We start from the raw sequence: 14365 nt of genomic DNA, 5'->3' as shown, positions 1-14365 counted from the left end.
AATGTTCATGGTCGCCGCTGTCACGAATGCACCCGATGCCGTCTTCACGCGCATCGTCCTGGTTACGGGGTCCTGATGTCTGAGCCGTTATTACAGGCTGTCGATCTGCAGTGCGAGCGGGATGAACGGATCCTGTTCCGTGACCTGTCGTTCTCCATACTGCCCGGTACGGTCGCCCGTGTCGAGGGGCCGAACGGCTCCGGCAAGACCACGCTGCTGCGAATGCTGGCCGGCCTGAACGACGCCTGGTCCGGCAATCTGCTCTGGTGCGGCAAGTCCAGGTCTGCCCAGCGGGAAGAATTCCTCCGCAATACCCTGTATCTTGGCCACCGGCCTGGCATAAAGCCGTTGCTGACACCGATGGAGAATCTCCGGGCACTGACGGCCGGGCGGCGGCCGCTGCCAGATCCCGTTCTGCGTCAGGCGCTTGATGGCACCGGATTGACCGGGTTCCAGGATGTGCCCTGTCGCAATCTTTCGGCGGGGCAGCAAAGACGGGTTGCCCTGGCGCGCCTGTTGATTGCCGACGAGCCGCTCTGGCTGCTGGATGAAGTTTTTACCGCCATTGATGCCAGCGGTGTCAGCGCCATTGAACAGCTGCTTCAACAACGGGCTGCCGAGGGAGGTGCGGTGGTAGTGACGACCCATCACGATCTCAGATTGCCCGGTATGCAACGCATTGTGTTGGGCGGAGGGTCGACCGATGAATGCTGATTGCAGGCCGGCACTGACTTTGCGGCAAGACACCGTCGGTGCGCTGGCGGCAATGCAGACCGTGTTTGCCCGGGATATGAAGGTGGCCTTCCGGCAGCGCCAGGATCTGCTCAATCCGCTGTTGTTTTTTGTCATGGTCGTAACCCTTTTTCCCCTGGGGGTTAGCCCGGAAGTGTCATTTCTGCGGGAGGCCGGGGCCGGTATCCTGTGGGTAGCGGCGTTGCTATCGGTGTTGTTGTCGCTGGACCACCTGTTTCGCCATGATTTTGACGACGGCACGCTCGAGCAACTTGTGCTTCAGCCCCAGCCCCTGTTTCTGCTGGTACTGGCGAAAACAGCGGCGCACTGGGTGTTAACAGGCTTGCCGCTGGTGGTACTAACGCCGGTTTTGGGCGTAATGGTCCATCTTGACGGGAACTCCATCGGAGTTTTGTGTCTAACGCTGCTGATCGGTACACCGGTGCTGAGTCTGATCGGGTCAATCGGCGCGGCGCTGACGCTTGGATTACGGTCGGCAGGGGTGCTCTTGTCCCTGTTGATCATTCCGCTGTACATTCCCGTCCTGATTTTCGGAACAGGTACGGTGGCTTCGGCCGCAGAGGGCGCTCCCGCGGGAGCCTATCTGGCCCTGATGGGCGCGTTTCTGGTGCTGGCACTGACCCTGGCACCCTTTGCATCGGCAGCGGCGCTGCGTATCAGCCTGTTCAACGGGTAAAACAAGGTAACGGTAGGACGGTAACCATCTGATGTGGCAATTTTTTCACAAGCTGGGTTCTCCCAAATGGTTCTTCGGGATTGCAGCCCGGCTGATGCCCTGGCTACTGGCAGGTGGCATCCTGCTGTTGATGGCAGGCATTGTCTGGGGGCTGGCCTATGCTCCCAAGGATTACCTGCAAGGCAACAGCTACCGCATTATTTTCATCCACGTCCCTACGGCCTTTCTCGCCCAGTCGGTCTACGTGATGATGGCGGTGGCGGCTGTCGTCACTCTGGTCTGGCGCATGAAGCTGGCGGATGTATTCGTCAAGTCGGTCGCACCGGTGGGGCTGGTACTGACCTTTCTGTCCCTGTTTACCGGAGCGGTCTGGGGTAAGCCCACCTGGGGTACCTGGTGGGTCTGGGATGCCCGGCTGACCTCGATGCTGATTCTTCTGTTCCTGTACGGTGGTGTCATTGCTCTGGACAGGGCAATCAACGACGAAAAATCCGCGGCGCGGGCTGTATCGGTGCTGGTTCTGGTCGGGGTGGTGAATATACCGATTATCCAGTACTCCGTTGAATGGTGGAATACGTTACATCAGCCGTCGACGTTCAAACTGACTGAAAAGCCGTCCATGCCGGCGGAAATGTGGGTACCGCTGCTCCTTTCGGTACTCGGGCTGTACCTGCTGTTCGGCTGGCTGGCCTGTTTGCGTATGCAGACCGAGATTCTTCTGCGCGAGCAGAGAACGCGCTGGGTTAAAGATTATGTGTTGGCCGGGAGGGGCTGAAGCATGGCATTTGAATCCTTTTCGGCATTTATGGTGATGGAAGGTCACGGGCCCTATGTCTGGGCCTGTTACGCCGTATTTTTCCTGCTGATGATCGGCCTTATGGTATGGTCTCTGCGTCGCCGCAACGCCGCTATTGAGGCCTGCCGTCGCGGTTATGAGTTTCAGGCAGGCCGGCAGGACCCGCAGGCTGCGTCAGCTTCGGCAGCGTCCTTCACCCGCGTCAAGGTTTCCCAAGACTGAAAGGCAGATATCTGATGCATCCAATCCGAAAAAAGCGACTGACTATTGTCCTGTTCCTGCTGGTGGGGCTGGCCATCGCTGTGGGTCTGACCACCTATGCGCTGCGACAGAACATCAATCTGTTCTACGACCCCACCCAGATTTCCGCCGGCGAAGCGCCGGTGGATGTCAGAATCCGGGCCGGTGGTATGGTCGAGGAGGGCTCGGTTCTGCGTGATCCGGACAGCCTGATGGTTGAGTTCAAGGTGACCGACTTCAACGCGTCTGTGCCGGTTCAGTACACCGGTATCCTTCCGGATCTGTTTGCCGAGGGGCAGGGTGTGGTTGCCATGGGCAGGCTGAATGAAAGTGGCCGCTTTGTGGCCGATCAAGTGCTGGCCAAGCACGATGAAAACTATATGCCGCCGGAAGTCGCGGATGCGCTGGAGAAGGCCTCGAAGGGTCGGCATGCAGCCAGTGGCAGTGCGGAAACCGTGTCCTACTAACCGATTTATCTAACAGCCTGGTTTCTGGAGGCCTTTAATGTATCCCGAACTCGGACAGCTTGCACTGATTCTCGCACTGTTGTTGGCAGTGCTTCTATCCGTAGTCCCTTTGGCCGGTTCTTTGACCGGCAGAAACAATCTTCAGGCGTTCGCCAGGCCGCTGGCGTCCGGCGTGTTTGTCTTCGTGGGGCTTGCTTTTGCCGTCTTGACCCATGCCTTCGTGACTGACGACTTTTCGGTGGCCTATGTGGCCAATAACAGTAACAGCCTGTTGCCCTGGTATTACAAGTTCAGCGCTGTTTGGGGCGGTCACGAGGGCTCGCTGCTACTCTGGATACTGATGCTGGCGGGCTGGACGTTGGCGGTCGCTATTTTCAGCCGTCGCCTGCCGGCGGTGATGATCTCCCAGGTGCTCTCGGTGCTGGGCATGGTCTGCGTCGGCTTCCTACTGTTTATCGTGATTACCTCCAATCCGTTCGACCGTTTGTTGCCCAATGTGCCCGCCGATGGCGCAGATCTGAACCCCTTGCTCCAGGATTTCGGGCTGATCGTGCATCCGCCGATGCTCTACATGGGCTATGTCGGCTTTGCCGTTGCTTTCGCTTTTGCCATTGCTGCGCTGATCAATGGCCGCCTCGATGCCGCCTGGGCCCGTTGGTCGCGCCCCTGGACCACGGTTGCCTGGGCCTTTCTCTCTCTGGGTATCGCCCTCGGGAGCTGGTGGGCCTACTACGAGCTGGGCTGGGGCGGCTGGTGGTTCTGGGATCCGGTCGAAAATGCATCGTTGCTGCCCTGGTTGTCGGGGACTGCACTCATGCACTCGCTGGCCGTTACCGAGAAGCGCGGCGTGTTCAAGAGCTGGACCGTACTGCTTGCCATTGTCACCTTTTCACTAAGTCTGCTGGGCGCTTTCCTGGTCCGTTCCGGCGTGCTCACCTCTGTGCATTCTTTTGCGGCGGACCCGGAGCGGGGCACCTTCCTGCTGGGCCTGCTGGCAGTAACGGTGATCGCAAGCCTGGCGCTCTATGCGTTCCGGGCGCCGGTGGTTCACGTCCGGTCGCGCTACGGCTCGTTTTCCCGAGAGGTTTTCCTGCTTCTTAACAACGTACTGTTGGTTTCCGCCACGATTCTGGTGGCGGTCGGCACACTGTATCCGCTGGTTCTTGATTATCTGGAACTGGGCAAACTGTCGATCGGTGAACCGTTCTTCAATCTGACGTTCAGCCCACTGGCCGTCGCAACGGGCCTGTTGCTGGGCGCTGGTATCTTCTCCCGCTGGAAGAAAACCGATGGTGGCTGGCTGGCGCGCAAACTGCTGTGGCCCTTGGCAATCAGCATCGTTGCCACCACGGCGGTCCTGATCGGCTATGGTGGATTCAAGCCCTGGGCTTTCCTCGGCGTGTTTTCTGCCATGTGGGTAACCGTTGCTACTTTCTGGGATCTCTGGGAAAAATCATCGTCCCGAAAAGGCCGTCTGCACGGCCTCAAGCGGCAGTCCCGCAGCTATTACGGCATGGTGCTCGGGCATCTGGGCCTGGCCATTACCATGGCGGGGGCTACGGTGGTTTCCAACTACGGCATTGAGCGTGATGTTCGCATGGTGCCGGGCGATGTCGCGACCGTCGGCGATTATCATTTTGTATTCAGGGATATCGGCGCGCGCCAGGGCGCTAACTTTACGGCTCAATATGGCACCTTCGATGTCATGTTGGATGGCGAGCGTGTTTCCGTGCTTCATCCCGAGAAGCGCCAATACTCCGTGGGGATGAGCGTCATGACCGAGGCCGATATCGACGCCGGTCTGTTCCGGGACATCTTCGTGGCCATTGGTGAGCGCATCACCGACGAGGCTTGGGCCATCCGGCTGCAATACAAGCCGCTTGTTCGCTGGCTCTGGCTGGGCTCGCTGTTTATGGCAGCCGGCGGCTTCCTGGCTATCGCTGATCGCCGCTACCGCATCCGGGAGGGAGCTGACACGAAGGTGCAGACCGATACTGTCGCGCCTGAGCCAGGTTCTGCGACGTCCGCTGGAGTTACCTCATGAAGCGGTTCCTGCTCTTTCTGCCACTGCTGATTGCCCTTGTTGTTGGTGTCGTGCTGTTCGCGGGTATCGGCAAGGATCCGACCAAACTGGAATCGGCTCTGGTTGGCAAACCGGTGCCAGAGTTCAGTCTGAAAGATTTGCACAACGCTGATGTCGTGCTCGATCAGAGCCTGTTTCGTGGCCAGGTCACTCTGCTGAATGTCTGGGGCACTTGGTGCCCCGCCTGCAAGGACGAGCACGACGACCTGATGTGGCTGGCCGAAGAGAAAGGCGTCAACATCATTGGTCTCAACTACAAGGACAACCGCGAGGATGCGCTGTTGTGGCTTGACCGTTTGGGCGACCCTTACCGGAAAATCATCTATGACCCCAGGGGCACACTCGGGTTTGATCTGGGGGTATACGGCGCGCCGGAAACCTTCGTGATTGATGCCGAAGGCGTGGTTCGCTATCGCCATGTGGGTGTGGTCAATAAGGCGGTCTGGGAACAAACGCTGCTGCCTGTGTTCAATGACGCTCAGGGGAATGGCTGATGGTCCGGATCGTTTATTTGATGTTGGTGCTTCTGCTTTCCGGTGCCGCTGCAGCCGAGGTGGCCGACGTATACGATTTTTCGGATCGGGCTCAGGAGCAGCGTTACCAAAACCTGATCGCGGAATTACGCTGCCCGAAATGCCAGAACCAGAACATTGCCGATTCCAACGCGCCTATCTCGAAGGATATGCGGGATGTTGTTTACCGGATGATGAAAAACGGGGCCAGCAACGAGGAAATCGTTGAGTCTCTCGTTGGCAGGTTTGGTGAGTTTGTTCGCTACAAACCCGAGCTGGACAGCCGGACAATCTTGCTCTGGGCGACACCTGCGATTGCGGTGTTCGGCGGGTTTCTGGTGGTTGCTGGTGTGGTGATTCGTTCCCGGCGAGCGGGGCCGTCAGGCCCGGCGTTGAGCACTGAAGAGAAAGCCCGTGTCGACAAAATGCTGGCAGAGCAGGAAAGATCCTCCTGAAGCCGGCACTTTCCGGCATGTCCTGGCCGCAACCTCATTCTTAATTCTGAACCTGTGACTGAAACTCCATGACTGACACTTTCTGGATTGCCGCAACGGTACTGATTGTTCTTGCCCTGTTGTTTGTCTTGTACCCCGTCTTTTTCCATCGGCTCGGCACGAGGAAGCAGACGGACCTGAAAAACCAGAATCTGATGGCCTATCGCTCCAGGATGAAGGAGCTCGACAACGAATACGAGGCCGGTATTCTGGACGACGAAAATTACCGGCAACTCAAGGAGGAGCTTGCAGGGAGCATGCTCGATGACGTTCCAGAGCAGGACCAGGTGAGGCCCGTGATCAGTGGTCGCAGGAGTGCCATGGCAGTGGCCCTGGTCTCGATTCTACTGATCCCGGCTGCCACGGTTTATCTGTATGAGCGCTGGGGCGCGATGGATCGGGTTGAACAGTTCATTACCATGCAGGAAATGGGAACCACCGAAGGATCGAGGCAGGCCCAGATGACCGAGCTTTCAGGGCAGCTCCGGGAACGTCTGGAAGCCAGCCCGGATAATCCGGACGGCTGGGCAATGCTGGGACGCACCTACATGCGTCTGGAACGCTTCGACGATGCAGCCTGGGCTTTCCGGCAACTGGCCGACAGTGTTAATGACGATAGTCGGGCGCGAGCCGTTGCTTATGGTCTGTCGGCCCAGGCGTTGTTCTTCGGGAGCCAGGGCGCCATGACGAAAGAGGTTACGGCGGCCATTGAGCAGGCCCGTGAGCTGAATCCGGATGAAGTGAATGCCCTCGGTTTGCTGGGGATCAATGCCTTCAGCCAGCAGAACTATCGGGAAGCCATCGAGTACTGGGAGCGGATCGAAACCGTAGCACCCGACCACCCCCAGATTGGCTCCATTCGGGAAGGTATTCGTGAAGCCTACACCCGTCTCGGCGAGGAGCCACCGGCACAGGTGGCCGCAGCCGAAACCTCCGGTGCTGGGGTTACCGTTCGGGTAACGCTTTCCGAGGATTTCCAGAATCAGGTGCCTGCAGATACCACTCTGTTCCTGTTTGCTCGCCAGCCCAATGTCCAGCAGGGCCCGCCTCTGGCAGTAGCCCGGCTGACGGCAGATCAGTTGCCGGTGGAGATCTGGCTGGACGACCGGTACGCCATGTCACCGCAGGCTACCATTTCCAGTGTTGACGAGGTGGTTGTAACCGCCCGTCTCAGCCGTTCCGGCAATGTGGCCGCCCAGGCAGGAGACTGGCAGGGCAGCACCGACGTTCCTGTAGCCGTTAACGAGAGCCAGGAAGCGCCGGTAGCGGTTGTGATCGATCAGCAACTGATTGACTGATCCTCAGGAGAGGCCCTCGGGATAAAGCGGAGGCAGATCGGCGTTTGCCCGCGTCTGTTTTCGCTTTCGAATGGCCTCAAGAGTCCGGGCCAGTGGCCGTCCATCCCAGTTTTCGTTGTCATGGTCTGGCGCAAAAAACCGGGCCTGGAGCTTGCCGAGCTCTGTTGCCATGGTCTCGTTCTGGAAGTGGTGCACAACGTCAGACGCGGAACGGAAGTGTTCGCCGGGTCTGTGCCGATTGGCCCATGCTACCAGCAGCTCCGGTGTCTGGGCTGAACCGCTTCTCACGGCCGTGATCAGGTGCTCGAAGGCGACATCTTCATCGTCATTGTGCTGAGTAAAGGCGGGGGCGTTCTTGGCGCCTTTGCGCGACCACCACCATGCCATCAAGGTTCCGGCCCAGAGTATGCCGAACGCCAGGGTGAGCCACTGCCACGGCCCGGCCTCCGGTGCTGTCCGGTCAGTCGATGATTCCGGGCTAATCGTGTCCGGTTCAGGGGCCGGTTCTCCATTCGCGGGTTGCGGCGGTTCGGCGGCGACGGTATTCGGGTCCGTCACCGTCAGGGTTTTTTCCGGGATGACGGCAACGCGTTCCCGATCCGCTTCGGTATCCCACCAGTAAATGCGAATGGCTGGCAACGTCATCTGTCCCGCCTCAACCGGTACCAGAGCCACGGATTGCTTCAGCGAAGAGGTCAGGCCTGCCGGCGTTGTTTCGGTCTGCCTCTCTGGCTCTTCCGGGTAACTTCTCAGTCCGTCCGGGACCGTATCGGGTAAGGGTGGCAGTGCCTCCCCGGGCAAGCCCGCCGCCGTCAGCCTGATCTCTCGGGTAATGTTTTCGCCGGTCGCGACTTCCAGTGACGGAGGAAGCCCGGACTCCTCAAGCGACAAGCCTGTTGCCGGCAGCCAGGTATCGCCACTGAACTGGGCCGGGACATCCTTGACCGGCACCTCAAAAAGCTCCTCACTGTCCCTCAGGAAACGGAGGCTGCCAGAGGCATCTCTGGCCTGTCCCTCGAAGCGTACGGGGGGCAGCTTCAAGGTTCCCGGTCGTTGGGGGAAGATCGCGTAGCGCCGCTCCACCACGCGGTATCGCACACCGTCGCGATAGCGTGAAAATTCCTGCTGCCTGCCCAGGGATTCGATAATCACATGGGGATGGGTCGGCTCAGACAGCTCGCCGCGAATGAGGTTGCCCCTGAAGAAAAGCCGTACTGTCAGGATCAGTTGCTCCTGCACATAGACTTCATCCTTATCGGCGGACAGCTCGATAAAGCTGTCCCTTCCAGGCGCGGCCTGGTCTGGCGGCGAGCCGTCGACGACTTCCACGGTAACCGGCTCCGAAACAGCATCCTTGAAGGTGAGTGCAGGAATGGTCAGTTCGCCGGTGGTTTTCGGTGCCAACTGGTAGGTCCAGGTGATTTCACCCACCATCTGACTGTTTACGGTGCGGATACTGTACTGCTGGTTCTGGGCCAGGATCTCAAAATCTGGTTCCACTTTCTCTATATCAGGCTTGGGCAGGCTCGACATGTCGAAGTCGAACAGGTTGCCGAGATTGATGTCTATCTCCATGCTGCCTTTTACGGTCAGGGTCAGAACCTCACCCTCATAGAGGCGGGTCCGGTCCGGCTCGACTGTCAGTTGCCGGGCCTGCGTATGGGGTTGTGCCTGGGCCGGCAGCCAGAGTGCCGTCAGAAGAAACAGACAGACGGCGGGAATCATCAGCCGTTTTACCATGGTGTATCGCCCTCATCGGATGGAGTCTGGCGTTGTTGATACTGCTGCAGAAATTTGCGCTGTAATAATCCGCCCGGATTGTCAGGGACGCGCCTGAGCCACTGCTCCTGGCTCTGGGTCAGCGGCGTTTCAGAGATAGGGGCGGGTGCCGGGGACTGGCCGGACGGGGTTTCCTGCTCCCCGGAAGCCTGCTCGGGATCTCCGCGCTCGCCCGCCTGCTGTTGATTCTGTTCAGCCGTCTGGCCGCCTTGCTGATTCTCCGTGTCGGAAGAAGACTCGTTGTTTTCCGGGTTCTGCTGCTGACTGTTCCCCTGACTTCCGGGATTCTCGCTTTCACTGTTTCCGTTCTGGTCCTGACGGTTTTGTTGCTGATTACTGCCGTCGCCCTGGGAGTCCCGGGAATCCTGTTGGTTGTTATCCTGATTGCCGTTCTGGTTCTGCTGTTTTTGATTCAGAAGTTCCTCGACAATTCTCCGGTTGTGAAGGGCGTCTTCCATGTCGGGCGCTGCGTTCAGCGCCGCATCATAGGCAGCCAGGGCCTCTTCCAGTTTTCCGGCACGGGCCAGGGCATTGCCCCGGTTGTAACTGGCACGGGGACCCTGATTGCGCGCAAACGCTTCGGCGGCGCTGTCGAACTTGCCGGAACGATAGAGCGCAGAGCCCCGCCATTCCGGGTCTTCAAGCTGGCGGGCGGCTGATTCCGGGTTGTCCTGAATCAAGGCGGGAGCTCGCTGATCTTCCCTCTGCCAGAGCTCTTCCCAGCTTATGGCGGCTGCCGGCTGCGGCCAGACCGGCAGCAGGATCAAAGCAAGCGCACTGAGAGCCCCCCGGCGCCACCCCATCAAAACCAGCGGCAGCGCGAGCCAGAGCAACCAGTAACCGTCATCCTGCCAGCGATTGACCGTCAGGCCGTCCTCGGAATCCTGCCAGTCGTCACTGTCCCGCGGGCTCAGGTCGAGCGCTTCAATATCGGTGTCGTCCAGGGTCAGCTCATGGCTCTGGCCGCCGCTGCTGCGGGCGAGTGCCGCCAGCGCTTCGGGTTCAGCACGACTGATGACAATGTCGCCGTTCTCCCGTATGAAACCGCGCCGGGCCAGGGGAATGGGGCCTCCGTTCTCGGTGCCGACGACCAGGGTATTGAGCGCGTATCCGGTGCCGGAAAGCGTGTCCCGGATGGAACCTTCGTAGTCGTCGTTGATGCTGTCCGTGATTAACAGGATGCGACCTTCGCCCGGTGCGCCTTGTTCCAGCAATGCCTTTGCGCGGGCAACGGCGAGATCGGCCCGGTTGCCTGTCGCCGGCATGATCACCGGGTCCAGCACGTTGAGCATGCCCTCAATCGTACTGCCATCATCGGTCAGCGGTGTTACCACGTGGGCATCGCCGGAAAAGACGAGCAGGCCGGTCAGGCTGCCTTCCCGAAGCTCGAGAATATCCCGGATTTTCCGTTTGGCCCGGGTCAGCCGATCAGGTTCCACGTCCGTTGCCAGCATGGACAGTGAAAGGTCCAGTGCGATCAGGAGGCTGTCGCCGGGTTGTTTCAGCGGTGTCGGTGCCTCCCGCCAGGCCGGTCCGGCCAGGGCCAGGGACAGAATGATCAGGGCCAAAGAGGCCGGAACCAGAGGTGACTTGTTCGACTGGCCCGAGCTACCGTTGTGACGAATCAGGGGCGAGAGCAGACGGGCCGGAATAAGCCGGGACCATCCGCTGTCGCCCATGCGGAGTTGCCGGAATGCAAGATACAGTATCGGTATCAGCAGGATTAACAGCAGCCAGAGCGGGCGCAGGAAATGGAAGTCAGCCCACATGCGTTTCCTCCTCCTTGCTCCGGCGGGTTTCAGCAACAAGTTCCCGCCCGTGGCGGACGAGGAACAGCGCCAGCCACAGAATGACCGCGAGCCCGGCAGGCCAGACATAGAGCTCGGTTACCGGCCGATAGAACTTGCCTTCAAGCTCGATCGGTTCCAGTCGATCAATGCTCTCGTAGATAAGCTCCAGCTCGGGCAGGCTGCGCGCCCGGAAATACTCCCCGCCGGTCTGCTGGGCCATGCGGGTTAGCAGGTTTTCGTCCAGATCCCTGGATGGGTTGACCCGGCGCGAACCCAGCAGCCCACGCTGGACCATGGACTCGGCGCCAATACCAATGGTGTACAGGCGAATGCTGGCGGCCGCGGCGATTTCGGTAGCTTTGTCTGGGGTGATTTCGCCCGCAGTATTGGCGCCATCAGTCAGCAGGACCACAACGCGCTGATCCTGGGGCCGGTTTCTCAGGCGTTTCGTTGCCAGGCCCACGGCGTCGCCAATGGCCGTGGCGCGCCCGGCCATGCCAAGGCCCGCCTCACGCATCAGGGTTCTGACCGTCTCCAGATCGAAGGTGAGCGGCGCCTGTACGTAGGGCTCGGTGCCGAACAGGATCAGACCTAACCGGTCACCCTGGCGGCGGGAGATAAAGTCATCAAGCACGCGCTTGACCGCCTGCAATCGATTAATACTCCGGCCCTGAAGGACCATATCCTGTTCATCCATGCTGGGGGAGATGTCGACGACCAGCATGAGATCCCGGCCGGAAACGGGCATCTGGACCTGCTCGCCCACATGCTGCGGCCGTGCCAGAGCAACCACCAGAAGCGTCCACATCAGGAACAGCAACAGTTGCTGCCAGAGCGGTACGGCATTGCCACGACGACTGACACCGGGCAGGTCCGACAGCCAGTGGCCAACCGGCAACACGGGCGCGTCGACCGATTGCGCTCCGGGCTTGCGCCATTTGAGAATCAGGGGCAAGAGCACCAGAACCAGAGCCCAGGGCCAGGCGAGATTCAGCATTTCTGACCTCCCAGCCACAAACGGGCGAACGCCAGGGCGTCGGCCGGCTTGGTTGAAACCTCAGGTCGCCAGGCACTGTGAACCAGCGCTTCGGCAACCGGTCTGGACGCAACCCGGTCCTTCGGGGCGGTCTTTAACAGGAATTCCACCCAGGCATCGCCGGTCAGCGCTTCCGGGTGCTGTTCCGGGTAGCGCTCGCGGGCGGCCTGCTTCAGCAGGGTGTTCAGTTGTGTGAACCACGCGGGGGTAGCGGCTGCTGATCGTTCCAGTCTGGCGAGTTCGGCCCGAGCGGAGCGGAACCACCGGTTTCTTTGTCTCCGCCGGAGAAACAGCCAGACCAGGGCAGCAAGCACAGCAATGAGCAAAACGGCCAGGATCCACCAACCTGGCGCCGGAGGCCAGAGGCCCCCTGTTTCAGGCAGGTGAATGTCCCGAAGCTGGCTGAGTGGATCCTGCGGGTTCATCCTATGCGGCCTCCGGGTCCCAGCAGCAATTTGAGGGTCGCTGCGGGGTCATTCGCCGTGGACACTTCTGCCATGGTAACGCCGGAGGTACGGAAACACTCTGCCAGCCGGTGTTCATGGTTGGTGACTTTCTCGTGCCAGGCCTTCTGGAACCGGAGGTTTCCGGCATCGAACCATACCGGTCCGTCCGGGCCGGCTATCGCAAAGCGTCCGCTTTTCGGCAGCTCTTTTTCCAATGGATCCACGACCCTCAGGGCGCTGACGCCGTTATGGCGGGCGAGCGCGCCGAGCAGGGTGCCCGTCTCCTCTGAGATATCCAGGAAATCGCTGATCACGAAAATCCGGCTACCGGTATGGGCCACCCTGCGAGCCTCGGTCAGTGCCATGTCCAGGCGGCTCTGGCCGGACGGCTCGTTTTGTTCCGGCCCTCGATTATCCCTTCTTTGCAGTTCATCGAGAGTATCCAGCAGTCGCAGCACTGATTTCTTCCGCCGCGCCGGGCGAAGCACTCTCAGGGCCTCGTCGTTAAAGACAATGCCACCTACCTGATCGCCCGACCAGAGTGCCAGCCAGGCCAGAATGGAGGCGATCTGTGCGCAACGAACCTGCTTGAAGGCGCCGGTACTGGCAAAAAACAGGCTTGGGCCGAGATCGCAAAGAAGAAGAACGGGCCGTTCCCGTTCCTCCTCATAAAGCTTGGTATGGGGCTCCTGACGCCGCGCCGTTACCCGCCAGTCGATGCTACGGATGTCGTCCCCGGGCTGGTACAACCGTACCTCGGCAAACGCCATGCCCCGGCCGCGTTGCGGCGAGCGCTGCAAGCCGGCCTGACGCGTCCGAACCGGGCGGGCAGAGGGCAGTTTCAGTGCCCGTGCGTCTGCCTGCAGGCGGATCAGATCCGGTAGGCCGATGTGCGTTATTGCGTCGGTGTTGCCCATGCCTGACGGCTCCCGTGTCTTGCTTCCGTCGATGGCTTCAGGCGCTCACCGGAACACGTTCGATCAGCCGTTCGATAACCGTGTCAGCGGTCATGCCTTCGGCCTCTGCTTCGAACGTTAGGAGGATGCGGTGTCGTAGCACATCGAAGGCCATGGCTCGGACATCGTCGGGTGTTACGTAATCCCGGCCGTCTAGCCAGGCCAACGCCCGGGCACAGCGGTCCAGGGCGATGGTGCCACGGGGGCTGGCGCCGAAGGCTGTCCAGCGGGCCAGTTCCGGGTCCAGTGCCGCCGGGTCGCGGGTTGCCAGCACCAGGGCCAACAAATATTGCTCTACGGGTTCCGCCATGTAGATGTTCGCGACTTCCGCGCGGGCATCAAACACCTGGTCTGGCGTCAGGCGAAGGTCCGTTTTCGGAAGGCCGTGACGATAATCGTTACGGGCCAGTTGCAGGATGGCCTTCTCCGCTTCCGCCGACGGGTAGTGGATAACCACATGCATCAGAAAGCGGTCCAGCTGGGCTTCGGGCAGCGGGTAGGTACCTTCCTGCTCGATGGGATTCTGGGTGGCCATCACCAGGAACAGCCGGTCCAGCGGAAACGTGCGCATCCCGACGCTGATCTGGCGTTCACCCATGGCCTCGAGAAGGGCAGACTGCACCTTGGCAGGCGCACGGTTGATTTCATCCGCAAGCACCAGGTTGTGGAAGATGGGGCCGCGCTGGAATTCGAACTGCCCGGTTTCCGGGCGGTAGATTTCACTGCCCGTAACGTCTGAGGGCAGCAGGTCTGGCGTAAACTGGATTCTGTGAAAGTCGCCTTCCAGATGGTCGGCAAGCGCCTTGATGGCCGTGGTTTTTGCCAGCCCCGGGGCGCCTTCTACAAGCAGGTGGCCGTCGGCAAGAAGCGCGATCAGCAGACGATCCACCAGTTTTTCCTGCCCGATTATCCGTTTGGCTAACTGTTCCCGTAACTCACCGAACGTATGCTGTAGCGACATTGGAAATGACTGCTCTCTGTATCTGAGGATTTTCCGGAGAAACCCGTATCGTGCGTAGGTAGTTGCCGAAGTTTTGGC

The 14365-nt window shown here is 60.1% G+C and carries 15 protein-coding genes; 9 read left to right on the top strand and 6 right to left on the bottom strand.

Annotation, left to right across the window (positions count from 1 at the left end; all coding sequences use genetic code 11):
• The first annotated feature begins 75 nt into the window (after positions 1-75).
• The 9 genes from ccmA (at position 76) to ccmI (ending at position 7319) form a co-directional block, all read left to right on the top strand.
• The gene (ccmA, locus tag AC13DD_RS10770) at positions 76-714 is read left to right on the top strand and encodes a cytochrome c biogenesis heme-transporting ATPase CcmA (protein ID WP_053112454.1); all 639 of its coding nucleotides are present in this window, start codon (positions 76-78) and stop codon (positions 712-714) included.
• Complete coding sequence (gene ccmB / locus AC13DD_RS10765; protein WP_008173102.1) at positions 704-1429, top strand: heme exporter protein CcmB; 726 nt, start codon at positions 704-706, stop codon at positions 1427-1429. Before ccmA ends, ccmB begins: the two co-directional genes overlap by 11 nt.
• Before the next feature lie 31 nt (positions 1430-1460).
• Positions 1461-2204: a heme ABC transporter permease CcmC gene (ccmC, locus tag AC13DD_RS10760; protein WP_008173103.1), complete on the top strand. Its 744-nt coding sequence runs from the start codon at positions 1461-1463 to the stop codon at positions 2202-2204.
• A gap of 3 nt (positions 2205-2207) precedes the next feature.
• A complete protein-coding gene (ccmD, locus tag AC13DD_RS10755; RefSeq protein ID WP_053112452.1) occupies positions 2208-2447 on the top strand; it encodes a heme exporter protein CcmD in 240 nt (79 codons plus the stop codon).
• 14 nt (positions 2448-2461) lie between these two features.
• The gene (gene ccmE / locus AC13DD_RS10750) at positions 2462-2932 is read left to right on the top strand and encodes a cytochrome c maturation protein CcmE (RefSeq protein WP_104270017.1); all 471 of its coding nucleotides are present in this window, start codon (positions 2462-2464) and stop codon (positions 2930-2932) included.
• A gap of 37 nt (positions 2933-2969) precedes the next feature.
• The gene (locus tag AC13DD_RS10745; RefSeq protein ID WP_053112449.1) at positions 2970-4976 is read left to right on the top strand and encodes a heme lyase CcmF/NrfE family subunit; all 2007 of its coding nucleotides are present in this window, start codon (positions 2970-2972) and stop codon (positions 4974-4976) included.
• On the top strand, positions 4973-5509 hold the full coding sequence (locus tag AC13DD_RS10740) for a DsbE family thiol:disulfide interchange protein (protein ID WP_008173107.1): 537 nt from the start codon (positions 4973-4975) through the stop codon (positions 5507-5509). Before AC13DD_RS10745 ends, AC13DD_RS10740 begins: the two co-directional genes overlap by 4 nt.
• A complete protein-coding gene (locus AC13DD_RS10735) occupies positions 5509-5982 on the top strand; it encodes a cytochrome c-type biogenesis protein (protein ID WP_412536079.1) in 474 nt (157 codons plus the stop codon). Before AC13DD_RS10740 ends, AC13DD_RS10735 begins: the two co-directional genes overlap by 1 nt.
• Before the next feature lie 68 nt (positions 5983-6050).
• Entirely contained in the window at positions 6051-7319 is a 1269-nt protein-coding gene (gene ccmI, locus AC13DD_RS10730; RefSeq protein ID WP_482931119.1) for a c-type cytochrome biogenesis protein CcmI, read from the top strand.
• 3 nt (positions 7320-7322) lie between these two features.
• Here ccmI and AC13DD_RS10725 read toward each other — a convergent pair whose 3' ends face one another.
• The 6 genes from AC13DD_RS10725 to AC13DD_RS10700 are packed head-to-tail and all read right to left on the bottom strand — an operon-like array spanning position 7323 to position 14287.
• Complete coding sequence (locus AC13DD_RS10725) at positions 7323-9059, bottom strand: BatD family protein (protein WP_482931118.1); 1737 nt, start codon at positions 9057-9059, stop codon at positions 7323-7325.
• On the bottom strand, positions 9053-10867 hold the full coding sequence (locus AC13DD_RS10720) for a vWA domain-containing protein (protein ID WP_482931117.1): 1815 nt from the start codon (positions 10865-10867) through the stop codon (positions 9053-9055). The genes AC13DD_RS10725 and AC13DD_RS10720 overlap by 7 nt, the downstream gene beginning before the upstream one ends.
• On the bottom strand, positions 10857-11885 hold the full coding sequence (locus AC13DD_RS10715; protein WP_082220533.1) for a vWA domain-containing protein: 1029 nt from the start codon (positions 11883-11885) through the stop codon (positions 10857-10859). Before AC13DD_RS10715 ends, AC13DD_RS10720 begins: the two co-directional genes overlap by 11 nt.
• A complete protein-coding gene (locus AC13DD_RS10710; RefSeq protein WP_288366748.1) occupies positions 11879-12349 on the bottom strand; it encodes a DUF4381 domain-containing protein in 471 nt (156 codons plus the stop codon). Before AC13DD_RS10710 ends, AC13DD_RS10715 begins: the two co-directional genes overlap by 7 nt.
• Positions 12346-13287, bottom strand: a complete 942-nt coding sequence (locus AC13DD_RS10705; RefSeq protein ID WP_273096808.1) for a DUF58 domain-containing protein — start codon at positions 13285-13287, stop codon at positions 12346-12348. Before AC13DD_RS10705 ends, AC13DD_RS10710 begins: the two co-directional genes overlap by 4 nt.
• A 37-nt stretch (positions 13288-13324) precedes the next feature.
• Complete coding sequence (locus AC13DD_RS10700) at positions 13325-14287, bottom strand: AAA family ATPase (RefSeq protein ID WP_014577587.1); 963 nt, start codon at positions 14285-14287, stop codon at positions 13325-13327.
• Between the last annotated feature and the right edge of the window lie 78 nt (positions 14288-14365).

Source organism: Marinobacter sp. L-13 (genome assembly GCF_056857715.1).
This window is presented reverse-complemented; position numbering and strand designations above follow the sequence as displayed.